This window comes from Fodinicola acaciae (genome assembly GCF_010993745.1).
GTDB classification, from domain to species: domain Bacteria; phylum Actinomycetota; class Actinomycetes; order Mycobacteriales; family HKI-0501; genus Fodinicola; species Fodinicola acaciae.
Map to the genome: position 1 here is coordinate 409,341 of NZ_WOTN01000001.1, position 24,514 is coordinate 433,854.

The 24,514-nt window shown below is 66.9% G+C and carries 24 protein-coding genes; 4 read left to right on the top strand and 20 right to left on the bottom strand.

What is annotated here, in order from left to right:
• Positions 1-2: 2 nt before the first annotated feature.
• From GNX95_RS01895 to GNX95_RS01920, 6 genes are all read right to left on the bottom strand, one after another.
• Complete coding sequence (locus tag GNX95_RS01895) at positions 3-197, bottom strand: hypothetical protein (protein WP_163505329.1); 195 nt, start codon at positions 195-197, stop codon at positions 3-5.
• Between the two features lie 116 nt (positions 198-313).
• Positions 314-1,198: an RNA polymerase sigma factor SigJ gene (gene sigJ, locus GNX95_RS01900; protein ID WP_163505331.1), complete on the bottom strand. Its 885-nt coding sequence runs from the start codon at positions 1,196-1,198 to the stop codon at positions 314-316.
• Positions 1,195-2,370 carry an NAD(P)/FAD-dependent oxidoreductase gene (locus GNX95_RS01905; RefSeq protein ID WP_163505333.1) on the bottom strand — a complete coding sequence of 392 codons (1,176 nt, stop codon included), beginning with the start codon at positions 2,368-2,370 and terminating at the stop codon, positions 1,195-1,197. Before GNX95_RS01905 ends, sigJ begins: the two co-directional genes overlap by 4 nt.
• A gap of 177 nt (positions 2,371-2,547) precedes the next feature.
• Positions 2,548-2,883 (bottom strand): hypothetical protein, encoded by a 336-nt coding sequence (locus GNX95_RS01910; RefSeq protein WP_163505335.1) that lies wholly within the window; start codon positions 2,881-2,883, stop codon positions 2,548-2,550.
• A gap of 61 nt (positions 2,884-2,944) precedes the next feature.
• Positions 2,945-3,583 carry a DNA alkylation repair protein gene (locus GNX95_RS01915; protein WP_425483888.1) on the bottom strand — a complete coding sequence of 213 codons (639 nt, stop codon included), beginning with the start codon at positions 3,581-3,583 and terminating at the stop codon, positions 2,945-2,947.
• Between the two features lie 164 nt (positions 3,584-3,747).
• Positions 3,748-4,272, bottom strand: a complete 525-nt coding sequence (locus GNX95_RS01920; protein WP_163505339.1) for a peptidase inhibitor family I36 protein — start codon at positions 4,270-4,272, stop codon at positions 3,748-3,750.
• A 207-nt stretch (positions 4,273-4,479) separates the two neighbouring features.
• Between GNX95_RS01920 and GNX95_RS01925 the strand changes: the two genes are divergently transcribed.
• Complete coding sequence (locus GNX95_RS01925; RefSeq protein ID WP_163505341.1) at positions 4,480-4,734, top strand: hypothetical protein; 255 nt, start codon at positions 4,480-4,482, stop codon at positions 4,732-4,734.
• A 34-nt stretch (positions 4,735-4,768) separates the two neighbouring features.
• On the opposite strand, the gene GNX95_RS01930 is transcribed toward GNX95_RS01925, so the two are convergent.
• Both GNX95_RS01930 and GNX95_RS01935 read right to left on the bottom strand, forming a co-directional pair.
• Positions 4,769-6,019 carry a lanthionine synthetase C family protein gene (locus GNX95_RS01930; RefSeq protein ID WP_163505343.1) on the bottom strand — a complete coding sequence of 417 codons (1,251 nt, stop codon included), beginning with the start codon at positions 6,017-6,019 and terminating at the stop codon, positions 4,769-4,771.
• Positions 6,016-9,135 carry a lantibiotic dehydratase gene (locus GNX95_RS01935; RefSeq protein WP_163505344.1) on the bottom strand — a complete coding sequence of 1,040 codons (3,120 nt, stop codon included), beginning with the start codon at positions 9,133-9,135 and terminating at the stop codon, positions 6,016-6,018. The genes GNX95_RS01930 and GNX95_RS01935 overlap by 4 nt, the downstream gene beginning before the upstream one ends.
• 52 nt (positions 9,136-9,187) lie before the next feature.
• On the opposite strand from GNX95_RS01935, the gene GNX95_RS01940 reads away from it, so the two are divergent.
• The gene (locus GNX95_RS01940; protein ID WP_163505346.1) at positions 9,188-11,092 is read left to right on the top strand and encodes an ABC transporter ATP-binding protein; all 1,905 of its coding nucleotides are present in this window, start codon (positions 9,188-9,190) and stop codon (positions 11,090-11,092) included.
• A 46-nt stretch (positions 11,093-11,138) separates the two neighbouring features.
• On the top strand, positions 11,139-11,543 hold the full coding sequence (locus tag GNX95_RS01945; RefSeq protein WP_163505348.1) for a peptidase inhibitor family I36 protein: 405 nt from the start codon (positions 11,139-11,141) through the stop codon (positions 11,541-11,543).
• On the opposite strand, the gene GNX95_RS01950 is transcribed toward GNX95_RS01945, so the two are convergent.
• The gene (locus GNX95_RS01950; RefSeq protein ID WP_163505350.1) at positions 11,494-13,092 is read right to left on the bottom strand and encodes an amidohydrolase; all 1,599 of its coding nucleotides are present in this window, start codon (positions 13,090-13,092) and stop codon (positions 11,494-11,496) included. The two genes, GNX95_RS01945 and GNX95_RS01950, sit on opposite strands and share 50 nt — an antisense overlap.
• A complete protein-coding gene (locus GNX95_RS01955; RefSeq protein WP_163505352.1) occupies positions 13,082-13,837 on the bottom strand; it encodes a MoaF C-terminal domain-containing protein in 756 nt (251 codons plus the stop codon). The genes GNX95_RS01950 and GNX95_RS01955 overlap by 11 nt, the downstream gene beginning before the upstream one ends.
• A 172-nt stretch (positions 13,838-14,009) precedes the next feature.
• Between GNX95_RS01955 and GNX95_RS01960 the strand changes: the two genes are divergently transcribed.
• Entirely contained in the window at positions 14,010-14,810 is an 801-nt protein-coding gene (locus tag GNX95_RS01960) for an SDR family NAD(P)-dependent oxidoreductase (RefSeq protein WP_163505353.1), read from the top strand.
• A 166-nt stretch (positions 14,811-14,976) separates the two neighbouring features.
• Here the strand turns inward: GNX95_RS01960 and GNX95_RS01965 are convergent, their stop codons facing one another.
• The 10 genes from GNX95_RS01965 to GNX95_RS02010 all read right to left on the bottom strand — a co-directional run bounded on the left by GNX95_RS01965 (position 14,977) and on the right by GNX95_RS02010 (position 24,510).
• Complete coding sequence (locus GNX95_RS01965; RefSeq protein ID WP_163505362.1) at positions 14,977-15,669, bottom strand: ABC transporter ATP-binding protein; 693 nt, start codon at positions 15,667-15,669, stop codon at positions 14,977-14,979.
• Positions 15,666-17,360, bottom strand: a complete 1,695-nt coding sequence (locus tag GNX95_RS01970; protein WP_163505364.1) for a branched-chain amino acid ABC transporter ATP-binding protein/permease — start codon at positions 17,358-17,360, stop codon at positions 15,666-15,668. Before GNX95_RS01970 ends, GNX95_RS01965 begins: the two co-directional genes overlap by 4 nt.
• Complete coding sequence (locus GNX95_RS01975) at positions 17,347-18,207, bottom strand: branched-chain amino acid ABC transporter permease (RefSeq protein ID WP_163505366.1); 861 nt, start codon at positions 18,205-18,207, stop codon at positions 17,347-17,349. Before GNX95_RS01975 ends, GNX95_RS01970 begins: the two co-directional genes overlap by 14 nt.
• A 9-nt stretch (positions 18,208-18,216) precedes the next feature.
• Positions 18,217-19,386 carry an ABC transporter substrate-binding protein gene (locus GNX95_RS01980; protein WP_163505368.1) on the bottom strand — a complete coding sequence of 390 codons (1,170 nt, stop codon included), beginning with the start codon at positions 19,384-19,386 and terminating at the stop codon, positions 18,217-18,219.
• A gap of 17 nt (positions 19,387-19,403) precedes the next feature.
• The gene (locus tag GNX95_RS01985) at positions 19,404-19,790 is read right to left on the bottom strand and encodes a nuclear transport factor 2 family protein (protein ID WP_163505370.1); all 387 of its coding nucleotides are present in this window, start codon (positions 19,788-19,790) and stop codon (positions 19,404-19,406) included.
• Positions 19,791-19,799: 9 nt separating this feature from the next.
• On the bottom strand, positions 19,800-20,567 hold the full coding sequence (locus tag GNX95_RS01990) for a MoaF C-terminal domain-containing protein (RefSeq protein WP_163505372.1): 768 nt from the start codon (positions 20,565-20,567) through the stop codon (positions 19,800-19,802).
• Between the two features lie 74 nt (positions 20,568-20,641).
• On the bottom strand, positions 20,642-21,577 hold the full coding sequence (locus tag GNX95_RS01995; protein WP_222853336.1) for an AraC-like ligand-binding domain-containing protein: 936 nt from the start codon (positions 21,575-21,577) through the stop codon (positions 20,642-20,644).
• A gap of 61 nt (positions 21,578-21,638) precedes the next feature.
• On the bottom strand, positions 21,639-22,583 hold the full coding sequence (locus GNX95_RS02000) for an alpha/beta hydrolase (protein ID WP_163505376.1): 945 nt from the start codon (positions 22,581-22,583) through the stop codon (positions 21,639-21,641).
• Positions 22,580-23,554 carry an alpha/beta hydrolase gene (locus tag GNX95_RS02005; protein WP_222853337.1) on the bottom strand — a complete coding sequence of 325 codons (975 nt, stop codon included), beginning with the start codon at positions 23,552-23,554 and terminating at the stop codon, positions 22,580-22,582. The genes GNX95_RS02000 and GNX95_RS02005 overlap by 4 nt, the downstream gene beginning before the upstream one ends.
• Positions 23,554-24,510, bottom strand: a complete 957-nt coding sequence (locus tag GNX95_RS02010) for an aldo/keto reductase (protein ID WP_163505380.1) — start codon at positions 24,508-24,510, stop codon at positions 23,554-23,556. Before GNX95_RS02010 ends, GNX95_RS02005 begins: the two co-directional genes overlap by 1 nt.
• Positions 24,511-24,514: the final 4 nt, after the last annotated feature.

Consider the following 24,514-nt stretch of genomic DNA (forward strand, 5'->3'; position numbering starts at 1 on the left):
TGTCAGCAGGCGCAGGGGTGGCCAGTCACACCGCCGCAGGTTTCCCCGCAGGTCCCCCACGAGATCAGCGTCGGCATGCAACCGGACGCCGTTTGGCCGGCCATGATGTCGTCCCGAACCACGCCGTCCGGCGCCAGCTCGACAATAGTCTCCAGATCCAGGTCGAAAACGTCGTCCACCACACTCGCCGCGGTCACCGAAGCTCCTCTCGTCGAAACGGTTTGGAGCGCTAAAACTAAATCAGCGAACACCACCTGGTCAACCGGTCGCCGGCAGACCGCGACAGCGGACGCGGCCAGTTGAGGCCAGAACATCAACGGCTGACCTGGCGTGGCGCCGTCACCGCACGAAGCTTGTCGGGGTTACGGATCGCATAGAGATTGGTAATTTTCTCGTCGGTGATCTCGATCAGGAAGACGCCGTGCAGCTGGCTTCCGTCGTAGTAGGCGATCGCCGGCGAGTTGTTGCAGTTGAGCGTCTCGATCCGCGGATTTTCCAGCCGCTCCGGACGAAACACGTTCGCCAGGATCGCGGCCACCTTCTCGGCGCCGACGACCGGCAGTCGCGACGCCCGGGTTTTACCGCCGCTGTCGGCAGTCCAGGTGGCCTGCGGCGCGAGAAGTGCGAGCAGCCCGTCCACGTCACCGGTGGTCGCGGCGGTCATGAACCGCTGGGTGATCCGGGCGGTCTTCGCCGTGTCGACCGGTGTGAAACGCCGGCGCCGCGCTCGTACGTGCTCGCGAGCGCGATGCGCCACCTGGCGCACGGTCGGCACGGATTTTCCTACCGCCGAGGCGATGTCTTCGTAATCGAACCCGAAGACCTCGCGCAGCACGAACACCGCTCGCTCGTCAGGCGAAAGCGTTTCCAGGAGTACGAGCATCGCCATCGACACCGACTCGGCGAGCACCACGTCGGCCGAGGCGTCGTGCTCCAGCAACAACGGCTCCGGCAGCCACGATCCAACGTAAACCTCGCGCCGGCGAGCACTGGTGCGTAAGGCGTTGAGCGCCTGCCGCGTCACCAGCCGCGCCAAATACGACTTGGTGTCGCGTACGGTCGCGAGATCCACCTCGGCCCAGCGCAGATAGCTGTCCTGGAGCACGTCGTCGGATTCGGTGACCGAGCCGAGGATTTCGTAGGCAATGGTGAAAAGTAGCGGCCGCAGCACGGTGAACCGGTCGGCGTGCTCGCTCATGGCATCATGACCGTCGGGTCGGCCAGCCGCGGTCCGCCGGTCGGCCAGCGCATCGAGCCCGGTTTGCGTGCCTCCAGGCGAAGCCGTTTGGACACCACGAAACGACAGGTCAGCTCTTTGATCGCGGCTCCGAGCCGGCCACCGACGAAGAAATTGACCGCGATGTCGTCTCGGCCGGCCAGTTGCCGGATGCCAGCGCGGCGCCCGAGGCTGACGCAGGCGCCGGAAAAAGCCAGATCGATCACCGCCGGATCGGTGCCGGAAAGGCGGCTCAGCACGGTGTCGGCGGCCCGGGCGCCGAGCGGTGTGGCAGCGTACGTGCTCATCCGCAGTGGCCTGCCGGACGGTGCGGCGGCGTCGCCGGCGGCGATCACCCGGCTGTCGTCGAGGCTGGTCAGTGTCTCGTCGGTGATCAGCCGGCCGAGCGCGTCGGTGCGCAGTCCGCTCGCCGCCGCCAGCTCAGGCACACCGAAACCGGCCGTCCAGATGGTCAATGCGCTCGTACGCGCCGATCCGTCGGACAGGGCGACCGCCTCCGGCCGGACCTCGGTCACCTCGCTGGTCTCCAACACGGTGACATCGTGCCTGGCCAGCCACCTGGCGATGTATCCGCGGCCGGGTGCGCCGAAGGTCGGCGCCAGATTTCCGCCGCATATCAGGGTGACCGCGCGTCCCTGCTCGGCAAGCTCAGCGGCCGTCTCGATGCCGGTCAGTCCGCCACCGACCACGACGAGCGGAGCATCGACTGGCAACGCCGCGAGTCTGTCGCGCAGTTGTCGCGCGTACTCGAACTCACCAATTGGCAAGGCAAACTCAGCGGCACCAGGCACCGACAGCGGGATCCGCGCGGTGCTGCCGACGGCATAGATGACATAGTCGTATTCCAGCGTACGGCCGGAAGCGAGCCGCACCGTACGAGCGGCCGCGTCGATGCGGACGGCTGTGTCGACCACCAGCCGAATTCCGTTGCCGAGCAACGTGTTGAAGTCGATGGTCGCGGCGCCGGTGCGCGCCACGAACTGATGCAGCCGAACGCGTTCGACGAACGCCGGCCGCGGATTGACCAGCGTGATGTCGACATCCGCCCGTACGCGCAGACGGTTGGCGGCGAGCGTGCCGGCGTAACCGCCGCCGATGACCACGACCTTGTGAACTGCGCCTTGTTTCGTCATGCATTCCAGACACCGCCGGTCATGCGGACATGACACAGCATGACGCAGATCACTTGTTAGCGCGGACTTAGCGGGCACATAGCGCAATTGGGACCGTGTCGCGATGCATGCGACGGACCGCGTGAGCTCGGAAAGAGAGAGAACATATGAGGGCTGCGTACGATCCTTGGCGCGGCGTCAGCCGGGAAGCGAATGGAAATATCCCGCCGACACGACACCGAGGACAACCGCGGCGAGGAAAACCCCCAGGCTGGCCACTTCCCGGGCCCGGGTGGAGCGCCGGCCCGTCGCAGCCAAGACGATCGACACCAACCACAACACGGCCGGGCCGAACACAACGGTGTTCCACGCGTACGCCGACCGGCAGATCGCAGTGCTCGCGCCGGTGCAGCCATCACTGAACGCCACCGACAGCAGAGTGAGCAACGGAATCGCGAAAAGGCCGCAGACCACGATGAAGAGCAACGAACCCCGCATCGCACGGCCTGCTTCGTTGACAGACATTCCAGTCATCGTGACACCTTTCGCCGTGAATGTCCACCCTACCGCGGGTCATGAGCGCTCAACGGCGTGGCTATCCCTGCCGGCGTACCATTTCGGCGATCCACACCGGCGCATACGGTGACGTGCAGTTTGGTGGTGTCGGATAGTCCTTGAGCACCTGCAGCCGCTCGCCGATGTCGATCGCGCGACCGCGCAGGTCGGCGTGCTCGATGCCGATCTGCGCGAGGCAGTTGTTCATGGACCATTGCAGCCTGTCCGGTGCGCGTTTCATCTTCGCCTCGATCTCGTCGAGCAATGCCGGCAAATCCAGGCCGTCCGGTTTCTTCGCGACGCGTTCGGTGGTCAGCGCCCAGCCGGCGCTCGCGACCACCGGATCCGGATCGGCCGACCAGGCGGTCCGCAGGTCCTCGGCGTGCGGACTTTTCTTCACCACGTAATTCACCAGCCAGTCGTGCACCTTCGGCGTACGCGCCTCGCGTAACATGGTGTCCAGTTCGGTGCGGTCAAAGGCTTTGGGGCGACAGATCAGCGTCGCCAGCAGGCGCGCGGCGGAGTCGCCGGTCCGCCACAACTCGCGCGCGAGTTCCTGCTGCGTTTTCAGTCGCTTCGCGAGCGCGCGCAGTCTGCTCAGGTTGACGGCGTGGTCGTCACCGTGTTTCTCATTCACCTCGCGGCTGCGCGCGTCTGCGAGCGAGGTCAGCTCGGCCATCACCTCGCCGACGGTTGTCCCGGCCACCTCAGCCTCCTGTGCGTCACCTCTGACCTGCCTGGTTTCCGCAAGATTACCGCCAGGTGGCATTGTTGGCGTCGGCACCGTAGCAAACGAATGGCCCCGCACCGTTGGGCGCGGGGCCATTTTCGTTGCCAGGACGGTCAGTAACAGGAGGCGGCCGAGCTGGCCTGGTTGTCGTCGGCCGGCGCGACGTTGATGAAGTGGTCCGCGCCGGTCGGCGGCATCGTACGCGGAGTGCCCTGCCAGTGCGCGTCCGGCATCCAGCACCACTGGATCGGCGACGCGTTGGTGAACGAGGACATGTCGTCGTTGAGGTCGTTGTTGCTGCATCCGGTGTCTGGCGGACACGACACGTTGGCCAGGTCCTCCAGCTGGGTCGCCGGCACCTGGTACTGGAAGGCGAGATACGCGCCGCGAACAGCGTTTGCGTTGGGGTTCTGGAACAGGCAGATGTAGTTGATCGTACAGAAAGTCGCCTGCGTACGCGCGTCACCCTGGTAGATGCCCTGGTAGACGCCCGGTTTCACCTGCTTGCCGGCGGTGATCGCGGTCAACGGCGCGGTCCTGGTGCCGGCGGTGGTGGCGGCGCTGGCCGGCATCGCCGCCACCGTCATGGTCAGGCCGACGATGGCGGCCAAGACCACGAGCAGAGGTGTTCGCTTCACTGGGTCCTCCTGACATTCGTGAGGTTCCGGTCGTGACTGCTGTCCGGTACCCGCCGGGTTGGAGCGCTAAACGCGGATGGCGAAACTTACTTTCGGGATCGATTCCCGCACGGTTGGTGAAACCCTTCCGTTGATGTTCGCCAAGTTGAAGGCTTTGCACGCGACCCCTACAGTGACGAATACCGACGATCACCGAAAGGGGCTCTGATGGGTGAATTCGACCTCGATCCGCGGGTCGAGGCAGCGGTCGGGTTCGGCTGGGCCGCGCATTTCGGCTCCGCCGATGCCGCCGGTGCGCGGGGCCTGGCTCTGCTCGACCACACCGACTCCTGCGACACCTGCGGAAATCCTTGTACGGCGACCTGCAACACCAACACCGGCACCTGCCTGACCAACTGCGACACGTGTCCCGGTGCGACGGTTTGCGGCACGTGCGCACCACCTGGCGCGGGTGGCTGCTAAGCCTCGATACGTGGATCGAGGCTAAGTTTTCGGCTCAGGTCAACATAAGCGCGGCATCCCAGCCGGTCGCGGACGGGCGACCGGTCGCGTGCTCGTGCAGGGCCAGCGCGATTCCGGCCGCACCTTCCAGGAAACCGGCACGGTCGGTCCCGGCAGGGGCGGCCGGATGCGTGTAGCGAAAGCCAAACGCGTGGTCGTCGCGAAATCCGGACCGGATGGTCGCCGCGATACGGTCGGCGGCGCATTGGTACGTGGCCGCATTGGTGTCCCAGGCCATCCGGTTGGCGATCTGCAGAAGGCCGGACCAGCCGTGGCACAGCGCGAAATCGCCGATGCCGGCACCGGCGACGGTGAGCGCGCTCTGCATGGCCGACTCGCCAAGCTCAGCCAGTTTTGGCCTTTCGAGGGCCTTTCCGGCCAGATGGAGCGCCCGTCCGACGCCGCCGCAGCCGTAACACCACACCTCCCGCGACCTGTTGACCGGTGGTCCCTCGCCGGCGCGGATCCAGCTCGGCCAGAACGGGCCACGGTCGTCGTCCTGTTGCCATTTCGCAAGCAGGTCAACGATGTGTCCCATCGCCTCCTGCTGCCGGTCGACTTTTACACCTCGTCGCCAGCAGATCGCCAGCAGCGCGAGAGGACCGGCAATGCCGTGCGCCAGACCGAGATTGAGGTGTCCAGGCGGGCCTTCCTGGCCGATGTAGGCGTACGTGTCGACCCACCACGCTTTATCGCCGCCACACGCGGCCGCGACGAAAAGCGAGATGACATCCGTAACCGCGTCGCGAATGTTGTCGTCTTGCGTGGCCTCGTATCGGGCCAACAGGAGCCGTGCGACACCGGAGGCTCCGGAGATGACGTCGTACGCGTCCCAGCTCCCGAGCGGCTGACCGGCCGCGAGACGCTCGCGGTCATGACGTACGCGTGCGCGTAACTGCGACACGATCGCGTGGTCCAGCTCAGTCAGAAGCGTGTCGTAGCCACCGAAAACCGTGCTGGCCGCGTGCGCCGCGAAAGCGAGTGAGGCGATGCCGTTGTAGAGACCCAGGGCCGGTGGTGCGTCCGAGGCGAGCGCTGCGCTGAGATATTCGTGTGTCAGGTCGTGCTGACCAAGCTCGGCATGGAGCAGCGCCAGTGACGGAAAACCGTCGGACAATGCGGCCGACCGCCACGGCGAGACGCGTCGCCCAGGCAACACCATCGCGTTTCGCGACGCCGAGGCGATCGAGCGTACGCGGTCGGGATCGGCGAGGCTGGCAGCGATCGACTCGACGATGGAGGTCATCGATTCCTTCCGGATTTCCGCAAATGACGATCACGGTCGGCCTGCGCCTGCAATGTGCCGCGGGCGACCGCGTATCCGTCCTGCTCTCTGCCGCGGTCGATGCCGACCAGGCGATTGTGGTGGAGATGCAGGATGCTGGAGATGGGACCGGCGAGGTCAGTGTCCTGTGCACGCAGCAGTTGTCCGTAGTCGGCCGCCGCGGAGGCTCTCTGTGCCCAGCTTTCCAGCAGTTGTGGACCGCCGGGCATCGCGGCGAGTTCTTTCCAGCCACCGAGCGGATCCAGCAGACGCATCGCGGCGCGGCGATGCTCCTGGAACGTCGCGTGGCGGTCTCCTTTGGGATAGGCGGAGAGCAGGAACTCCCACCAACCGTCGCCGTGGATCCACCGCACGAGATCGATGTGGTTGGCGGCGAGCAGTATCTCCACCGGCAGATCGAGTTGTCCCTGCTCGCGCAGGCGCAGCTGTGTCAGTACGCTTTCGCTGTCCGCGCGAAACAAGTGCTCCGCGGCCTCGATGGCGGAGGAGCCGCCGTAACGCTGGTATTCCGGCCGGTAGGTGTCCAGGGTCAGGTTGCCGACGATGCCGGCCTCGGTGAGATCCGCGCTCCACGCAGCCAACATCGGCAGCACCGTGCCGTTGAGGTCGGCCGGATCGCCGTGGAACCGTATCCGCAGCTGTGCGCCATCCTCGCGATAGCGAAGGAAAAACCACCGATCGACGCCGGTCAGGCGACCGACGAGCGCCGGCAGATGGCGGGACAGCAACTCGGCGTGCCGGCCCGGATCGGCGAAAACCTTGGCGTAGAGCCATTCACTGCCTGGCGGATACGACCTCGCGGCCGTCGCATGCCGGCTGAGAGACTGTTGGGGAACTGAGGTGCGTGAGAGTCGAGATCCAAACGGCGGCGTTTGGGCTCGGCTATCGCGTGCCTCAGTTCCCCAACAGTCTCTAGGTGCGCCGACGGGACGACGGTCGGCCACGCGCCGCGGCACCAGCGGGATGACGATTTCGTTGGCATGGCCGCCGATCCAGCCGGTGCCGATTTCGCCGCCGGCCGGCTCCTCCTGCAGTGCGGTCGCCGGACGCTTGCGCAGGTCATCGTGCAGCATCCGCAGCTGAGCCGGCTCGGTCAGGTCGACGAGCACGCGATTGTCGGAAGATACGGCGTAAACCCGGTCCGGAACGTCCCATTCCTTGCGCCACCGTTCGAAAGCCGGTCGCCACCGCGTCCAGCTCCGCTCTGTCTTCAGTCGTGGATCGAGCTGCCACCGTGCGGACGACAACACCGTGCGGCCGTGGCGTACGCGCGGCAGATAGGGCAGACGGTCGGCGGCACCCCAGGTCCACAACGGCCACGGTGGCGTGTCGGCCTGACCGACCTCCAGCAGGAACCGTACGGCGTTCGGCATGGACAGCAACGGATTGAGCGCGTGGAACGGCTGTGGCGAGATGCGTCGTCCGTCCCTTGTGGACACCAGGAAGAACCGCCGGTGGTCGGCGCCGACGAGCACTTCGTCCAGGCTCAGTGCGTTGGCTCGATCGGCGAAAACGCCGACTTCCAGGCTCTGCTCGGTCAGCCGCGGCACCTGGCTGACGTTGAACGTACGCGACTGCGTGAGCGGACCGCACAGCTGCGTCGGCGTGGCGTCACCGGCCAGCTCGGTGGCCAGCTGGGACATCGGCGTGGCGAGCTCCGGAAGCAGATGCAGGAACCGGCCGAACATCGCTCCGGGCCGGTTGAAGTTGGCCGATCCCGCGACCAGCCGGAAATCGCCGCCGGCGAGGGAATCCGTCGAGTCGGCCAGGACCTGGACGCATGCCTCCAGATATGGCGGTGGTTCGTCCGCGCGGTCCGTGCGGCCGAGCCGCTCGACCAGCTCCTCATCGAGTACGATCTCGCGGCCGCTTCCCCAGGCCAGCTGGAAAAGCAGCTCGTCGCGCTGTGCCGACCCGGTCTCCAACTCGACAGCGCGCCGGCTGCTCGGTGGCAGCAGATATCCAGGGGGCGCGCCAAGTCCGGTGGTCGGGTTGAGGACTTCCTTCACCGGCACCAAAACGTTGGTGCCGTAACGCTCGATGAACTCGGCACGGAAACCGGCGAGCGGATCCGCCGGTGCCAGTTGCGCCGGCGTGAGCCGCCACGCGACCGCGGCCGCTTCGACGAGCTCGTCGGCGACGGCGGCCGGTATGACCACGTCGGCGTCCATGCCGAGGTCGACCTGGATCATCCGGTCGGCGGTTTTCCAGCGGCGCAACGCCTCCGTGCTCCGCGACCAGGCAGCGGCACCAGCGCCGACCGACGTGCGAGCGTATTCTTCCAACGCCCGCTTGACACTTGCCATCTCCGGCAGCCGTTGCGCGACGTGGCTCAGCGGATCGGTGCAGGTGGCCGACGGCCGCAGATCGGTCAGCAGGAACTCGCGCCGTACCAGCTCGGTCACCATCGTGGTGACCTCGGTTTCGGTGGCTGCCGGAAAATCCGCGTGCAGCCGCTTGACCAGCTCCGGATAGCCGACCGGTGAGCTGGCCGCCGCCATCGCCGTACGCACCGCGTTCGTGAGCCTGACGGTGTGCTCGCGATCGTCCGGCCCGCGTCGCTCGATCTCGTCGCGTACCATCGGCAGGACCAGCCGGTCGCCGCGCCCGAAGCACTGGTCATTGGCCACCAGGCGAAGCTTCTCCAGCACCGTCGGATCGGTTTCCATCGGCCGTACGACGTCGACCAGCCAACCCATGTCGACGCGGACCTGACGGCGATGCGCCGTGCCGACACGCGTGTCGGTGGCATCGCCGAAACGCAGCCGGCAGACACCGGCCAACAGTCCAAAAGGAGTCGGCCGGTGCGACATCCTTGACACGTAACGGATCGCGGCGAGGACCGCTCGGCGCAAACGTTTCGGCTCGACGCTCACGCCGTCGGCGACCCGCGCCAATGTGTGGCCAAGCGATGCACTGGAGACCGTCAACGCCTCACGCACGTATGCGTCCGCGGCCAGCTTCCGCAGAAAATCCACCATCGCGGTCGTGTCGTCGACATCGTCGAGCGGCGGCACTGAGGTGCATTGCGGCAGCGCGGAAAGGCGAGCGATTCCCACCTCCAGTGCGGTGAACACTGCGATTCCTTCCGATCGGCCGGCGCCAGCTGTCTCCATTAGATTAATTACCATGTCCACGTCACCCGCGCAGGATCCGCTTTTCGGCTCCGGTTTGCGCCTTTCGCAGGTGCGCAACTATGATCGCGCGCCGGTCGGAATGCTGCGTACGCTTCGCGCACTGCCGCGGTTGGTCGGCATCACCGCGCGGCTCGGTTGGCGACAGGACCGCGCGGCGATGTGCGCGATGGTCGTGAGTCAGTTGCTGACCGGTGTGACTACGGCGGGGACTTACCTGACCACACAACGTTTCCTGTCCGGCGTGTTCGCGGCTGGAGCGCTAAACGGCAAGCTCGCCGCGCTGGCGCCGATCGCGATGATCATGGTGGCGCTGCTTGCCACCCGCGGCTTGGCCGACGCGGTGTCCACCGCGACATCCGGACGGCTGGGACCGCGGATTGCCAGAGCCGCCAACCTCGAGTTGCTCGAACGCGCCGTACGGGTCGAGCTGGCGGTGATCGAGGACGCGGCGTTCCACCAGCTGCTGGAGTCGGCACGCCGCGGCGCGGATGCCGTACGCCGGTTGACAGATCGCGTCGTCGGCATGTCCACGGCCGCGGTTTCGGTGTGCGGCATGGTGGTGGCGCTGGCGATTCTCGACGCACGACTGCTGCCGCTGTTGTTGCTGACGCTCGTGCCGCGGGGCTGGGGCGCGGCGAGGATGGCCGGCGTACGGTATGCGTCGGCGAAACGGTGGATGGATCTCACCCGCCAGGTCGACCAGCTCGGCATGCTGATGACGGCGCGCCGGACGGCGGAGGAAATCCGCGCACATCGTGCCGGTGGGTTTCTGTTGCGTGAGTTTCGGCGGCTCTCGGCGCATTCCGACGGAGAGCAGGCCAGGTTGGCGCGTCAGGAGGCCGTGACGCGTTTGCTGGTCGGCGCTGCGAGCGGTGCGGCCGCCGTCCTGGTTTACGGCGTGCTGGTCCTCCTCACGGTCACTGGCGGCATGTCGTTGGCGGTCGCTGGGGCTGCCGCGCTGGCGATCAGGTCGAGCGCCTTGAGCCTGGCAACGCTCGTCACGCAGTTTCAGCAGGTGTACGAGGACGGCCTGCTGGTGTTGGACTGGCGTGCTGCTTGTGACAGCGCGGAATTGTCGGCGATCCGCGACGGCGGCAGCCCTCCGGCTGCCGATCCGCGGCGAATTTCGGCTTGCCGGTTGACCTTCCGCTATCCAGGCACGCAGCGCGCCGCGGTGGACGGCGTGGACCTGGAACTGCGGCGCGGTGAGATCGTCGCGCTGGTCGGCGAAAACGGCTCAGGAAAGTCCACTGTGGCCAAGTTGTTGACCGGCCTCTATCTGCCGCAGGGCGGAGCCGTCACGTGGGACGGTGTGAGCACACGCGACCTCGACCGGCACGCGCTGTTCGACCACGTCGCGCTGCTGTCGCAGTCGTTTCCGCGTTGGCCTTTCACCGCGAGGATGAACGTGGCGATCGGACGATCCGCCGAGGCTGTTGACGAGGCGAGGCTGGTTTCGGCGGCCGGCCGCACCGGTGCGGACACCGTCATCGACGGCCTGGATGGTGGATGGGACACGTTGCTGGCGCCGGAGTTCTTTGGTGGCACCGATCTTTCCGGCGGCCAGTGGCAGCGGCTCGGCCTGGCCAGGTCCTGGTATCGCGACGCGCGGCTGCTCGTCGTCGACGAACCGACCTCCGCTTTGGACCCGGCCGCTGAGATCGAGGTCTTCGACCGGATCGGCGCGATGGCCAGGGACGGCCGTACGATTCTGCTGATCACGCACCGTCTCGCGTCTGTCGCGTCCGCCGATCGCATCTACGTTCTCGACCACGGCCGGATCGTGGAGCACGGCAGTCACGCTCAGCTCATCCGCGCTGACGGAAAATACGCCGCGCTCTATCGATTGCAGGCCGCGCAGTTCCAATCCGACTCGGCATGCGACGGCACAGGTTGAGCGCTAAAGTGCCATTACGTCTCATCGACAGAGAAGGGACATGTCCGTGAAACGGAGCTTGCTGGTCGTGGCCGTCGTTTCGGCCGCATTGCTGACGATCCCACAAACCGCGGTGGCGCGTCCGGCGGCGGCGCCATGCGCCGCCCAGACCAACTGCTGGTGGTCCCTCGCCGGCTTCACCGGTCAGTCGGCGACCTGGCAGGCGCCACGACCTCCGGGTTCGTGCGCGTCCGCGCCGAATGCCGTCGTGCGGTCATATGCTTTCTACGGTGGCCAAGAAGGCTATTTCTATCGCAGCAACAACTGCACCGGCGAGTCGCGTGCCGTGTTGGCGAACAGTGAGTCCGCCGATCTCGGCTTCGACGCGTACAGCTTCAAGTCGGCCTGCGTCTCCTGCAAGGTCAACGCCGGAACACTCGGCGGCCGGCAAACCACGTCTCATCGACCGTGACCCGAGCCAGTTCGTCGACCGGCGTCGCGAACGGATTTCGGTCGAGGACAAGGAAATCGGCCGACTTGCCGACGGTCAGCGAGCCGGTGACGTCGTCGAGACCACAGGCACGCGCCGCGTTGATGGTGAAAACCTCGATGGCTTCGGACAAGGAGATGGCCTGCTCCGGCCACAAAACGCCGGCGTGGACTCCGTTCGGGTCGCGGCGGGTGACCAGGCCCTGAATGCCGAGCCACGGATTCGGTGACTCGCTGACCGGCCAGTCGGTGCCGCCGGCGACCAGCGCGCCATGGTCGAGCAGCGCTCGGTTGGGTTGCATGTGGTCGGCGAGCCGCGCCGGCAGCACCTGCGCGATGGCGGTCGGAATCACACCGGGAGTCCACAGAAACGGCGAGATGTCGGCCGACACGTCCAGCTCGGCAAACCTGCGTAGGTCGTCCGGGTGAACGAACTGGCCGTGTGCCACCTGGATTCGGGTCGTGTGGTCGCCGCCCGCGCGGAGCGTCGCGGCGGCGTCGAGTGTCGCGCGTACGGCCGCGTCGCCGGTGCAGTGGATCTTCGCGGAGAGCCCTTCAGCCGCTGCGATTTCCAGCCAGGACACCAGTTCGTCTGGTGACATCGCCGGTTTGCCGCCATACGGCTCAAGAAATGCCGCCGTGTGCGCCGGTGGGGTGCCGTCGAGAAAGATTTTCACGAAATCCGGCCGGTGACGCGGGGTGCGACAGCCTGCCGCGAGTTTCAGCAACGGCTCGCCGACTGGCTCCACGCCGAAAATCGGGTCGTTGACAAGCATCGACGAGACGACCCAGGCGGCCAGGTCGCCGGCGTCGTCCAGCGTTTTCAGCGCACGGAGGATGTCGAGGGACACCGCGGCGTCCTGGAACGCGGTGATGCCGTACGAGTGCAGGATCGCGATCGCGCGCCGCGACGCGTCCGCGTGTTGAGTGGCCGTGAGCGGTCGCGTCGCCTGCCGTGCGCGCTCCACGAGCAGGCCGGCCGATTCGATCAGCAGGCCGGTGACCGCGCCGGTCGACGGATCGCGACCGATCGTGCCGCCTGGCGGATTTGGCGTGGCCGCGGTGATGCCGGCGATTTCCAACGCACGGCTGTTGACCCAGCGATTGTGCCGGCTGTCTTCGATAAGAACGACCGGCCGGCCGTCGGCCGCGTCGTCCAGAGCATGTCGCGCGGACTCGCGCAGCAATGCCGGCGCGAGCGTCGACGGCCAGGCACCACCGACGATCCAGTCGTCCGGACCGAGACCGGCGGCCCATTTCCGTACGGCGGCGAGGATCCGTGGCAGGTCGTCGGCGGGGGACAGGCGCAGCTCGAACATCTCGCGTCCGGCGAGTGCGTGATGACTGTGTACGTCGACGAAACCCGGCATGACGAACGCGCCGCCGAGATCGCGGACCTCGGTCCGTGGACCAGGCTCGACCTTGTCGAGCGCCACGATTCGTCCATCGGACACGGCGAAGGAGGTCGCCGACGGACGACCACCGTCCACTGTGTACACGGTGGCGTTGCTGATGACGAGATCAGGGACCATCGTAGTGACCAGGATAGACGGTCGTGCTGAGCAGACGACCGTATGCGCCAAAGGTGAAATGCGTCGGCGTCACGCCGTCCTCGCCGATGCCGAACAACGCTCCGTGCGAGCGCATCCGCCTGGCGTCGCGATGGTCGGCGATCGTCACGGCGGCGCACGGAATGACCTTTTCGCGCCAGGCAAACAGATAGATGCCCTGCCGCAGCTGATACGTGGAGTTTTCGTCGGTGTCGGCGAGTCCGCGCTCCGGACCGGCCAGGCACTGCCAGGTGTACCAGTGTGGCGTGAGATAGATGTGCTCGTACGCGTGATGTTGGCTGTAGACCCACAAAGCACGGCGGCCGATGAGCGAGTCGCTGGCCGCCATCGGCTCGCCGTGTGCCTCGATGCCGTCGATCGTGGCCGGCAGGAACGTTTGCCGTAGGCGCGGCGTCGTGTCGCCGATGGTGCTCGTCACGACCAGCGCGCGACCGCGCTGCAGGTCGAGCACCAGGCTGTAGGCCGTCTCCGCGCCAGGATGCGTTTGCACGTAATACAAACCGTCGTCGACGAGGAACGCCTCGTACGGATCTTCGCTGGCACTCCAGGCGAACTCGTCGTCGCCGCTGCGCAGCACGAACGAGCAGCCGTGCAGGTCGTCCACGGTGGCGGCCTTGTTGGCGTCGAAGCCCGGTGCGAGTCCGTCCAGTGGCAGCCAGGTGGAGGTGTCGGAGAGATCGGACAGATCCGTGCCGCCGTTGGTCATCAATGCCTCCGTCCTCGGGTCGCCTCGCAAGTGTTCGCCACATCCCGGTCGTTTGGAAGTCACGCCGCTCACCTTTTGCCGCAGCCGACAAGAACGCTGCGCTCACGGCCAAAAGCGCCGCGAAGGCCATGCAGCACGATGGAGGAATTCATTGGTCGACGAGGAGAAACTGATGAGCAGTGCCAGCAGGGTCGTCGCGATCACCGGTGGCGGCACCGGCATCGGTGCGGCGGTGGCGCACCGATACGCCCAGGACGGCGCGAAAGTCGTCGTGCTCGGCCGTCGCGAGCAGCCGTTGCGGAAGGTCGCCGCCGAGACCGGTGCGCACGTCATCGTGGCCGATTCGTGCGTACGGACCGATGTCGAGAACGCGATCGCGGACATCACCGACCGCTTCGGCCGGCTCGATGTCGCCGTGGCGAATGCCGGTGGCCACGGTCTGTCGTCGGTGACCGACACCGACGACGACGCGTGGCAACTCGCGATGCAGTCGAACTTGTCAAGCGCGTTCGTGTTTTGTCGCGCGGCGCTGCCGGCTTTGTTGGCAACGAAAGGGCAGGTCGTCATCGTGTCCTCGCTGGCGGGACTGTTCGCCGGGCCCAATGTCGCCGGCTACACGGTGGCCAAGCACGCGCTTATCGGCCTGACCCGGTCGATCGCGCGCGATTACGGTCCGCGTGGCGTACGCGCCAACGCGGTGTGTCCGGGATGGGTCCGCACTCCGATGGCCGACGGCGAGATGGACCAGTTCGCCGCGGCCGCCGGGATCACCAACGGACGCGAGGAAGCCTACCGACGGGTGACCGCGGAGGTGCCGCTGCGCCGACCGGCCGAGCCGGCGGAAATCGCCTCGGTCGTCCGTTTCCTTGGTTCGTCCGAGTCTTCCTGCATCACCGGTGCGGTGCTGGTCGCCGACGGCGGAGCGCACGCGGTCGACCTGCCGACACTGGAGTTCGAGCGAGCCGGAATGTAAGAGCCTGTTGGTGAATTGGGGCACGCGATAGCCGAGCCCAAACGCCGCCTGGTGGCACCGGACGATAACCCACCATAGCGCTGCTATTTGGGCCATCGCCCGGCACCGCCAGGACGACGTTTGGATCTCGACTCTCGCGCACCCCAATTCACCAACAGGCTCTAACTCATTCGCCGAGATATGCCGAGTGCAGCGTGGCCGGCGAGTCGAGCAGCGTACCCGCGTCGCCGGCGTACGTGACCCGACCTGACGCCACGACGACGGCATCTTGCGCGACACCAAGCGCGAGATGGGTGAACTGCTCGACCAGGAGTACGGCCGCGCCGGCCTCGGTGAACCGCGTGACCACCGGCAACAGCCGCGTGAAAACCGCCGGCGCCAACCCAAGTGACATCTCGTCGATCAACAGAAACGCTGGCTTCGCGGCAAAGGCTCTGGCCAGCACGACCATTTGCTGCTCTCCGCCGGAAAGCAACGCGGCTGGCGCGTCCTTGCGCTTGTCCAGCTCGGGAAACAACGCCAGCATCTCCTCGACATCGGCGGCCGTACGTGCGGTGAGCCGGATGTTTTCCAGCGTTGTCAGGCCACCGAAGACCGTGCGGCCCTGCTCGACATGTGCCACGCCGAGGCGTGCGCGCGCGACGCGCGAGTGACGCGTGATGTCAATGCCGCCGAGCGTGATGTTTCCGCGCGCTGCCGGCAAAACACCGGACACGGCTTCCAGCGTGCTGGTCTTGCCGGCGCCGTTGGGCCCGACCAGCGCGGTGATCTTGCCTGGTTCGAGGCGAAAGTCGACGCCGGTGATCACCGGTCCGGCGCCGCGCGCGACGGTCAGATCGTGCACCTGCAAGGTGGTCACAGCAACTCCGTCTCACCCATGTACGCGGTGCGTACGGCCGGATCCGCGAGCACTTCGGCCTGCGGTCCGCTGGCGATCACCTCGCCGAAGTCCAGCACCGTGATCGTGTCGCAGACGGCGCGTACCAGCTCGAGGTCGTGGTCGATGAGCAGCACCGATACGCCAAACCGGGCCGGCACCTGGCGCAGTCGCTCGGCGAGGACCAGGTGATCCTCGTGCGGCAGGCCGGCCGCCGGCTCGTCGAGAAGCAGCACGCGCGGTGCCGCGAGCACTTGGCCGGCCATTTCCACCAGCCGGCGCGCACCGACATCGACGTGTTCGAGACGTGTTGTCGGTGGTGGACAGCCGAAAAATCGCAAGGCTTCGGTGATGTCCGTTGCGGCGAGCCTTCTTCGCGCGACGAACCGCACATACGACGCGACCGTCAGTCCAGCCGGGACGCGGTCCTGCTGGAAGGTGCGGCGCAGGCCGTTGCGCGCCCGCTGCGTCGGATCGCCGGTCAGGGGGCGGCCGTCGAGCTCGACGGTGCCGGTGGCCTGCGGCAGGAAACCGCTGATGACGTCGACCAGCGTCGACTTGCCAGCGCCGTTGGGTCCGATGACACCGAGGACGCCGTTTTCCGGCACGTCCAGATCCACAGTGGACAGTGCGTCGACCTGTCCGAACCGGATGCTCAACCCGCGTACGACCAACACTGGGTCGCCGGCTGGCGCGACCGCCGTGTCACTCGTCGGTTCCGGTGCGAGCTCCACGCCGGCGCGCCGCCGGTGCCGCAGCTCACGGATGGTGGCGCCGAGATTTGTCTTGCTGGCCAGGGCCTGGATGCCGAGCAGGCCGAAGATCACGAAACCCCAGTCCTGTGGCACACCCCAGCGTTTGAGCAGCTCCGGCACCGCGACCCAGAGCAGCGCGCCGAAAACCGCCATGTCGATCAGGTGCGCGCCGGACATGATCGCCAGCACGTAGAGCGCCAGCGACTGGATTGGCGTGAAACTGCTGGGAAAGGCATAGCCGACCTGGCCGGTCAGCAGGCCGCCGCTGATGCCGCCGAGCGCGGCGCTCACCGCGAACGCGGAGATTTTCGCGGTGCGTACGTTGGCGCCGGCCGCGGCCGCGCCGCGTTCGGAAAAGGCCACCGCGGCCCACGCGCTTCCCCAGCGGCCGCGTCGTACGAAATGCACGGCGAGACAACAGATCACCAAGACGACGACGCACAGCAGGAAGTATGCGTTGTCATCCGCGAAAGGTGCCGGCCGGTCGGTCGACACACCTGTGGTCGTGCCAGGAAACTGGATTTGCAACAGGGTCGCGTCGACCGCGGCGGCGAAGCCGAGCGTGACGACCGCCAGGTTGATGCCGCGCAGCCGCAAGGCCGGCAGGCCGATCACGACGCCGACCGCGCCGGCCGCGAGACCGCCGAGCACCAGCCACACCAGGAAGCCGCCTGGCGCGTGCGCCACGTTGAGCGCCGATACGACCCAGGCACCGACGGCCGCGAAGGTGAGCTGGCACAACGAAATCATGCCGGCGCTGCCGGCGACGACGCCGAGGCCGAGCAGCGCGATCGCGGCGACCACGACGCTGACACCGAGATAGGCGAAATAGCCGTTGAGGCCGACGGTGAGCAGACTTCCCACCACCAAAGCGATCGCCGCGACCGCCAGGGGCCAGCGCGTGTCAGCGAGCCGCATCCCACACCTCCTTGCGCTGTGACCACAGCAGGAGTCCGGCGATGGCCAGGAACGGTACGAAATAGCGCGCGATCGACAGCTGCTCGGACTGCGCCAGCGCACCTTGTACGACACCGAGCAGCAGGCCGCCGACGACGGCGAGGTCGAGCCGGCGGAAACCACCGAGCAGCGCGGCCGCCGCGGCCGGAACGACCAGCATGGAAAGCGAAGTCGCGTCATTTGACTGCGATGGCGCGACGATCTCGATGATGACCGTGCCGAGTAGTCCGGTCACACCCCACACGGCCGCGCTCAGCGCTTTGGCCGGAATGCCGAGAAGTTCCGCGGTGGTCGGCCGTTCTGACAAGGCACGCAACGAAACGCCGACGGTCGTACGCGTCAGCAGCAGCCAGCTGGCGACCGCCACGACGACCGCGAGGCCGACGGTCGCGACGGTGACCTGGCTGATCACCACGCCGCCGGCGGTGAAGGCCGGACCTGCCAGCAGCGGCTGGAACGGCTGCGGTTTGTTGCCGAACAGGATGAACGACAGCGAGATCAGCAGAAGTAGTGCGGCGACCGTCACCGCAGACCGCGTGCCGGTGCTCGCCTCGGCGAGCCAGGTGGACACCACGAAACCGAGCGCCACACTCAGCGCGCCGCCAAGCAGCACGCCGACGGCGACGGCGAGCCAGCTTGGCAGTCCAATGTGGACGGCCAGCCAGACGGATACGTAGCTGCCGAACATGCCGGTCGCCGCCTGAGCGAAGTTGACGACCCGCACCAGTCGCGACATCAGCGTCAGGCACACCGCCAGCACCGCGTACAAGCCGCCGGCGGCCAGACCCGCCAACGCTCCCTGCAACATCGGCTCTCCTCAGGTTCGCCGGGGGATCCGGAGCCAGTCGTCCGCGGCGACCTGCCAGCGGTTGGTGCCGGTCAACAGCTTGATCGGCCAGCCGGCGGTGTTGTCGTGGTGCGTACGGCCAGGCCCGAAGACATAGGGCGTGCCGGCCATCGGATCGGAGATCGGCCGCATTTCACGCAAGGCCTTGGTCACCGACTCTCTGGTGATCTCGCCTTTGATGCCGGCCAGGACCTGCAGGAAATACGTCGCGGCCAGATATCCGCCCTGGCTGAAGGAAGTCAGCGGGATGTGGTTACGCGTCATGAGGTCGCGCCATTTTTTGGTGCGTGGGCTGGCCGCGTCGGTGAACGGATAGAACTCCGCCGGCACGTAGACACCGGCACCGGCGTTGGCGATGGCCTTGGCGTACTGCTCGCTGTAGACGCTGGTCAACAGCAGCCAGGTCACGTCGTTCCAGCCCTGCGCCTGTGCGGCCTTGAGCTGGCCGATCGAGTCCGGCTCGACCGGGTTCACGGTGATCGCCTTGCAGCCGGCCGCTCTCGCTCTGACGACGTACGGCGTGTAGTCGGATCCGTTGTATGGCACCGTCGCGTCGAGGTATTTGAGCTTCCTACCGGTGATCGTCGACCATTCGGCGATCGCCGCGCGATAGTACGGCAGTGTGTTGCCGGCGATCTCCAGCAATGCGCAAATGTCGTTGAGGTGCAGCACTTCCGAGCCGTACAACAGGGTCAGGGTCAGGTCGTGGAACGGACCGACGTTGGCCGGCGCGATGTTGGGGCTGGTGAAGCAGAACGGGTCGACGCCGATGCCGGAGATCGAGAGGATGTCCTCCTGCTGGTAGTACTTCGCGTTGATCTCGCACTCGATCAGGCTGGAGGAGCCGACAAGGGCGACGGCGTGGTCGCCGCCGACGATCTCGCGTGCCGCCGCTGCCGCGGCGGTCGGATCGCCTTTGTCGTCCACGGCGTGATATTCGATCCGCCGGCCATGAACGCCGCCGGCCGCGTTGGCCGCGTCGAACACGGCTTTGGCCGCCTGCGACGACTCGGGGAAGGTCGCCGGACCACTGATCGAGTCGACCGAGCCGACGACGATCGGACCGTTGGGATCGGCCGGCCCGGCGCAGCCGGCGGCCAGCAACACCAAGGCGGCCAGCGCGGCCAGAGATTTTCGCATGAATAGCTCGGCTTTCGTCAACCGGTCGCGGCGATCACCGGTGCGGAGTCCACGATCTGCTCGAAACGTGCCAACCGGTCGCCGTCGAAGGTCCAGACGTGTGCCACCCGTGCGCTGAACGACTTGCCGGTGTGCCGGTGCGTGCCGCTGTACGTGCCGATGCCGACGATCGTGTCGCCGGCATCCAACAACTCGGCCAAGGTGAACCGATAGCCGTCCCAGTCGGCCGCGATGGCCTCGAAAACGTTGCGACGGACCTCGCCCGGACCGGTGTAGGTGCCGGCGTACGGAAAACCGGCCGCCTCCGTCCAGGTGGTGTCCGCGCTCAGCGGCGCCAGCATGCCGGCCAGGTCACCGCGATCGCTTGCCGCGTAATGCGCGGCGATAACGTCCACTTTGGACACGGCGCTCCTTCAGATGGGTTGTACGTCGGGATAGCTGACCGCACCGAGCGGATAGATGTGCCCGCCGGCGCGCGAATGTTCTGACCGGCCGCCGCCGGTCAGGCCGAGGAAAACGCCGGTGGTGCGCAGCGCGTATCCGAGGTCGTGCAACCAGACGCTGGCCACCGCGATCCGGAACTCGCGAAAACAGAACAGATAGAGGCCGTCGGCGAACTTCCAGACCGTGGACAGGTCGACGTCGCCGTGGCCGCGCTGCACGCCTTCGACGCATTGCCAAGCATAGCGTTGCGACGAGAGATAGACGTGCTCGTAAAGGTGGTTGGGGCTGTAGCGATAGACGTTGCGCTTTCCGATCAGGTCGCGGGACGGACCTGGTGTCACCCCAGTTGGCGTGCCGCCGTCGGTCGTGCCACTGGAAAACGTCTGCGAAACGCGCGGTACACCTTCGACCTCTTCCGCACCGATTGTCGATCGTACGACGATGGCGCGGTGCGTCGTGGTGGAGAAGACGACCGTGAGCGCCTCGCCGTCGACGCTGGTCATCGGCATGTTCACGAAGAAAACGTCGTCGCGGACGGCGACGGCGTCGTACGGATCCTCGACGCCGTCGCAGCTGAGCCTTTCCGCGTCAAGGAAACGCAGGTCCAGCTGGCCGCCGTCGTCGAGGTTGACGGTCAGCGTACGGCCGGAAAGGTCGGCGGCCGGCAGGCGAAAGGTGTCTATTCCGGCGGCGAACTCGTCGTACGTCCGCCACTCGTCGGTCGAGGTGTCCGGCATGCGTTCATGCTGGTGGTACGGCGGCGCCGTGGCGAGCGGTCATGCGCTTGCGAGCAAGTGCCGGTCACTCCTGGTCAACCGCGGCCGCGCAGCTCGCTCGGCGACTGGTCGTATGCGGCCCGGAAAATCCGGCTGAAATGTGCGGCGTCGATGAAACCCCAGCGCGCCGCGATGGCCGCGACCGGACGCGCGGCCAGCAACGGATCGCGCAGATCGCGGCGGCACCGCTCCAGCCGCCGCTGCCGGACCCAACCGGCGACCGTCGTTCCCTGCTCACGGAAAAGTCCGTGCAAATGCCGCGTTGAGATGTAGTGCTCCGCGGCGATCTGTGCCGGTCCGAGATCAGGCGAGGACAGGTTGGCGTCGATATAGTCGTGGATGCGGCGCATGAGATCGCGGTGCGGGTCGGCGTTGGCCAGGTCCACGCCGAGCTCGGCGACCAGCATGGTGGTCAGCAGGTCGACGGTGTTGCGTTCCAGTCGCAGGCCGACCGGACTGCCGAGCAGCTGCAGGTTTCCCCCGAGCTGAGCCAAATACGGCCCGACCACGCCGCCGGTCCCGGTGTGACCGGACATTCGTACGGCGGTCAGCTGCCCGACCAGATCGCGCGGCAGGTCGATCAGCCGCTGCGGGAAAATCAGCACCAGCGAACGGAAACTCTCCTCGAAGACCAGCGAGTATGGCCGGTTGGTGTCATACAGCGCGAAATCTCCCGGCCCCAGCACGGCATCGCGGCCGTCCTGCGTGAGCAGGCCGGTGCCGGCGAGGATCTGGCTCACCTTGTAACGCGGCCGGTCCGACCGCGCGATCAGCTCCGGCGTCCGCTGCACGACGTGCGGCGACGCGGCGATCTCGCAGAAACCGACCTCGTCGGCGCCGCACATCCGCAGCCTGCCGTGGAAACGCTCGCCGTGGCCGGGACTGGCCTGTAGCGGCACGAAGGACTGCGAGACCGCGGCGCGAAACTCGGCAAAATCCCTGGTGACGAGGGCCTGCTGGGGAACGGTCACGACACTCACCTCCCTGAGAGGGTCCACCATAGGGGCGCAAAAGCCGCCCGCCAAGTCGCTCTCACCGCAGAATTCGCCGCAACCAGGTCAGCCGGGTCGCCTCGGCGGCGCGGGAAACCGCCGCGTTTGGTGAAAATCCGGTAAAACCATGATAACCGCCGGCCCATACGTGCAACTCGGCCTGGCCGCCGGCGGCCCAGATCCGCCGTGCGTATTCCACCGCCTCGTCGCGAAACGTCTCAGCGGCGCCGACATCGACGTAGGCCGGCGGAAGGCCGGACAGGTCCGGCATCCGCGCAGGTGCGGCATATGGCGAGGCCTGGTCGGCGCCCCCGAGGACTGCGGTCCACGCCGTCTCGTTGTTGTTGCGGTCCCATGCGCCGATTCCGTCGTACTGGCGCGCCGACACGGTGTCGTTGCGGTCGTCCAGCATCGGACACATCAGCATCTGCCCGGCGATGGGCGGTCCACCGCGATCCCTTGCCAGCAGGGACGTTCCGGCGGCGAGTCCGCCACCGGCACTGAACCCACCGACGACGATCCGGCTGGCGTCGACACCGAGCTCACCCGCGTTTGCGGCCAACCACCGCAGGCCGGCGTAGCAGTCCTCGACGGCGGCGGGAGCCGGATTTTCCGGCGCCAGCCGGTATTCGACCGATACGCCGACGGCGGCAAACCGCAGCACGTCATCGATCAGCCTGTCGAGGCCGAAAAACCGCGTGCCGAGGATCATCCCGCCCCCGTGGATGTGGTAAAGCGCTGGGGCGTTCGGCCTCAGTTCATGTGGACCTACGATGGTCAGGTCCACCTGCGCGTTGACTGTGTGGTCGAAAACGCTGACCTGACGGCCACGGATTTGTTCGTCCAGCGGCGGAATGATCGTCGCGAAATGTGCGCGGTTGGCCAGGATGGTGTCGGCGCGCAACGGAATCTTCTCCACCAGCGCGAGGAACGCCGCGAGGCCCGGCGTGAGCTCAGGGTCGTATGGCACCGGCGGACAGGTCATTTCCCTCCCAGTCCGAGGATGCGGCGCAGCCACGAGTCGCGGGTGTCGAGCGCGGCGCGGCTGATCGGCCATTCTGGCGCGTACATGTCGAATCCGTGGAAGGCGCCGCTCCACACGTGCAGCTCGGCCTGGCCGCCGGTGGCCCAGATGCGCAGCGCGTACGCGGTGTCCTCGTCGCGAAACGGCTCGGCGCTGCCGACCTCGATGAATGCCGGCGGCAGGCCGGAAAGATCAGAGGCGCGGCTCGGCGCGGCGTAGGGTGACACCGCGTCGGTGCCGACCGCATCGCCGAGCAGCGACCGCCAGCCGGCGAGGTTTGCCTCGCGCGGCCACGGACCAAGGCCGGCGTACTGGTGGCTCGCGACGCTGGTGTTGGTGTCGTCGATCATCGGACAAAGCAACAGTTGTCCGGCCAGCGCCGGACCTCCGCGGTCGCGCGCCATCAGCGCCACCGCGGCCGAAAGTCCGCCGCCGGCACTGCCACCCATCACCACGATCCGGTCCGGATCGATGCCGAGCTCGCCGGCGGTTTTCGCCGTCCACACCAGGCCGGCATAGCAGTCCTCGACCGGCGCCGGATGCGGATGCTCCGGCGCCAGGCGGTATTCGACGTTGACGGCGACGACGCCGAGCTCCAGGACAAGGCCGAGAAGCCGCGGCACATCCATGTCGCGGTGGCCGACCATCATGCCGCCGCCGTGGATGTTGTAGAGGCCGGGCAACGGTTTTTCGGCCGCCTGTGGCGACATTATGGTGACTTCCAGGTCGGGAGCGCCGTCCGGACCGGGAATCGTACGCTCCTCGACATCCACCGGCGCGTCGTCGATGGCCTGTGCGGCAGGCGGAAAACGCGCTGCCATCGCGGCGCGGACAGCCGGAATGGTGTCCGGTGTGAATGGTGGCGTGTCCGGCGGGACGATCTCGGCGAGAAGCGGCTCGATCTCCGGGTCGAAGGGGACTGGCCGCGACATCACGGCCCCTCCGGGTCGACGATGCCGCGATCGGCACAGTACGGCTCGACCAGCGCGCGCAGCTGGTCGGCACCGACCTCTTCGACCAGATCGACCGCCGCGAGATTGTCCCGCAGCTGCGCCAATCTCGTCGCGCCGAAAAGCGTACTGACATTGGCTGGATGGGTGAGCGTGAAAGCCACCGCGAGGCGGGCCGCGCTGACACCGAGTTTTCGCGCCACCTCGGTGACACCCGCGGCGTTTCCGACAATTGTCTCGCGTACGCCGCCAGGATCGCGGCCGATCGGCCGGGCCGGCTCGGTGCGTCCGGCGAGGATGCCGCCTTCGAGCACGTCGGAGGCCTGCATCGAGAATCCGTCGGCGAACAGCCGGCCAAACGGTTCGCCGTCCGGGATGCTGCGCCGGCCGATGCTGTATTTCAGCTGCGCGATCTGTGGACCGTCGACGCCGCGAGCGGCCGCGATGTCGCGCAGTCGCTGGATGTTGGTGGCGGACCAGTTGTTGACACCCCACGCGCGAACCAGGCCGGCGCGTACGAGGCCGGAAACGTCGTCGACGAGGTCCTCGAGCGTCACGTCGTCACGCCTCAGGTCGCCGAGGATCACCAGGTCGGCCACGTCGAAACCGCCGCGCAGGAAAGCGTTTTCCAGCTGTGGCCGGAATCCCTGGTCGCCGAACCCCTCGACCCAGAGTTTCGCCGAGACCAGGTAGTCATCGCGAGGAATGCCGCTCGCGTGCATGATCGCACCCCACAACACATCGGTGAAAACCGGTGGTGCGCCAGGCATTCCGTAAACACCGACATCGAAGAGGTTGATGCCGGCGGACACCGCGGCACGGATCATGGCGACCGCGTCGGCGAAGTCCATCCGGTCGTACGTGTGCCACGATCCCAGCGAGAGCAACGAAACGTCGAGCTCGGACGTGCCGACGCGACGGCGAGGCAGGTGCGCCACCAGG

What these genes read in the sequence shown, in the direction of transcription:
- GNX95_RS01930 (WP_163505343.1), bottom strand. Translation starts at nt 6,019, where the DNA reads ATGACCTCCATCGTCGAGTCGATCGCTGCCAGCCTCGCCGATCCCGAC.
- GNX95_RS01970 (WP_163505364.1), bottom strand. Translation starts at nt 17,360, where the DNA reads ATGCGGCTCGCTGACACGCGCTGGCCCCTGGCGGTCGCGGCGATCGCT.
- GNX95_RS02005 (WP_222853337.1), bottom strand. Translation starts at nt 23,554, where the DNA reads ATGTCGCGGCCAGTCCCCTTCGACCCGGAGATCGAGCCGCTTCTCGCC.
- GNX95_RS01990 (WP_163505372.1), bottom strand. Translation starts at nt 20,567, where the DNA reads ATGCCGGACACCTCGACCGACGAGTGGCGGACGTACGACGAGTTCGCC.
- GNX95_RS01905 (WP_163505333.1), bottom strand. Translation starts at nt 2,370, where the DNA reads ATGACGAAACAAGGCGCAGTTCACAAGGTCGTGGTCATCGGCGGCGGT.
- GNX95_RS01960 (WP_163505353.1), top strand. Translation starts at nt 14,010, where the DNA reads ATGAGCAGTGCCAGCAGGGTCGTCGCGATCACCGGTGGCGGCACCGGC.
- GNX95_RS01940 (WP_163505346.1), top strand. Translation starts at nt 9,188, where the DNA reads ATGTCCACGTCACCCGCGCAGGATCCGCTTTTCGGCTCCGGTTTGCGC.
- GNX95_RS01910 (WP_163505335.1), bottom strand. Translation starts at nt 2,883, where the DNA reads ATGACTGGAATGTCTGTCAACGAAGCAGGCCGTGCGATGCGGGGTTCG.
- GNX95_RS01925 (WP_163505341.1), top strand. Translation starts at nt 4,480, where the DNA reads ATGGGTGAATTCGACCTCGATCCGCGGGTCGAGGCAGCGGTCGGGTTC.
- GNX95_RS01975 (WP_163505366.1), bottom strand. Translation starts at nt 18,207, where the DNA reads ATGTTGCAGGGAGCGTTGGCGGGTCTGGCCGCCGGCGGCTTGTACGCG.
- GNX95_RS01980 (WP_163505368.1), bottom strand. Translation starts at nt 19,386, where the DNA reads ATGCGAAAATCTCTGGCCGCGCTGGCCGCCTTGGTGTTGCTGGCCGCC.
- sigJ (WP_163505331.1), bottom strand. Translation starts at nt 1,198, where the DNA reads ATGAGCGAGCACGCCGACCGGTTCACCGTGCTGCGGCCGCTACTTTTC.
- GNX95_RS01950 (WP_163505350.1), bottom strand. Translation starts at nt 13,092, where the DNA reads ATGGTCCCTGATCTCGTCATCAGCAACGCCACCGTGTACACAGTGGAC.
- GNX95_RS02000 (WP_163505376.1), bottom strand. Translation starts at nt 22,583, where the DNA reads ATGACCTGTCCGCCGGTGCCATACGACCCTGAGCTCACGCCGGGCCTC.
- GNX95_RS01915 (WP_425483888.1), bottom strand. Translation starts at nt 3,583, where the DNA reads ATGGCCGAGCTGACCTCGCTCGCAGACGCGCGCAGCCGCGAGGTGAAT.
- GNX95_RS01955 (WP_163505352.1), bottom strand. Translation starts at nt 13,837, where the DNA reads ATGACCAACGGCGGCACGGATCTGTCCGATCTCTCCGACACCTCCACC.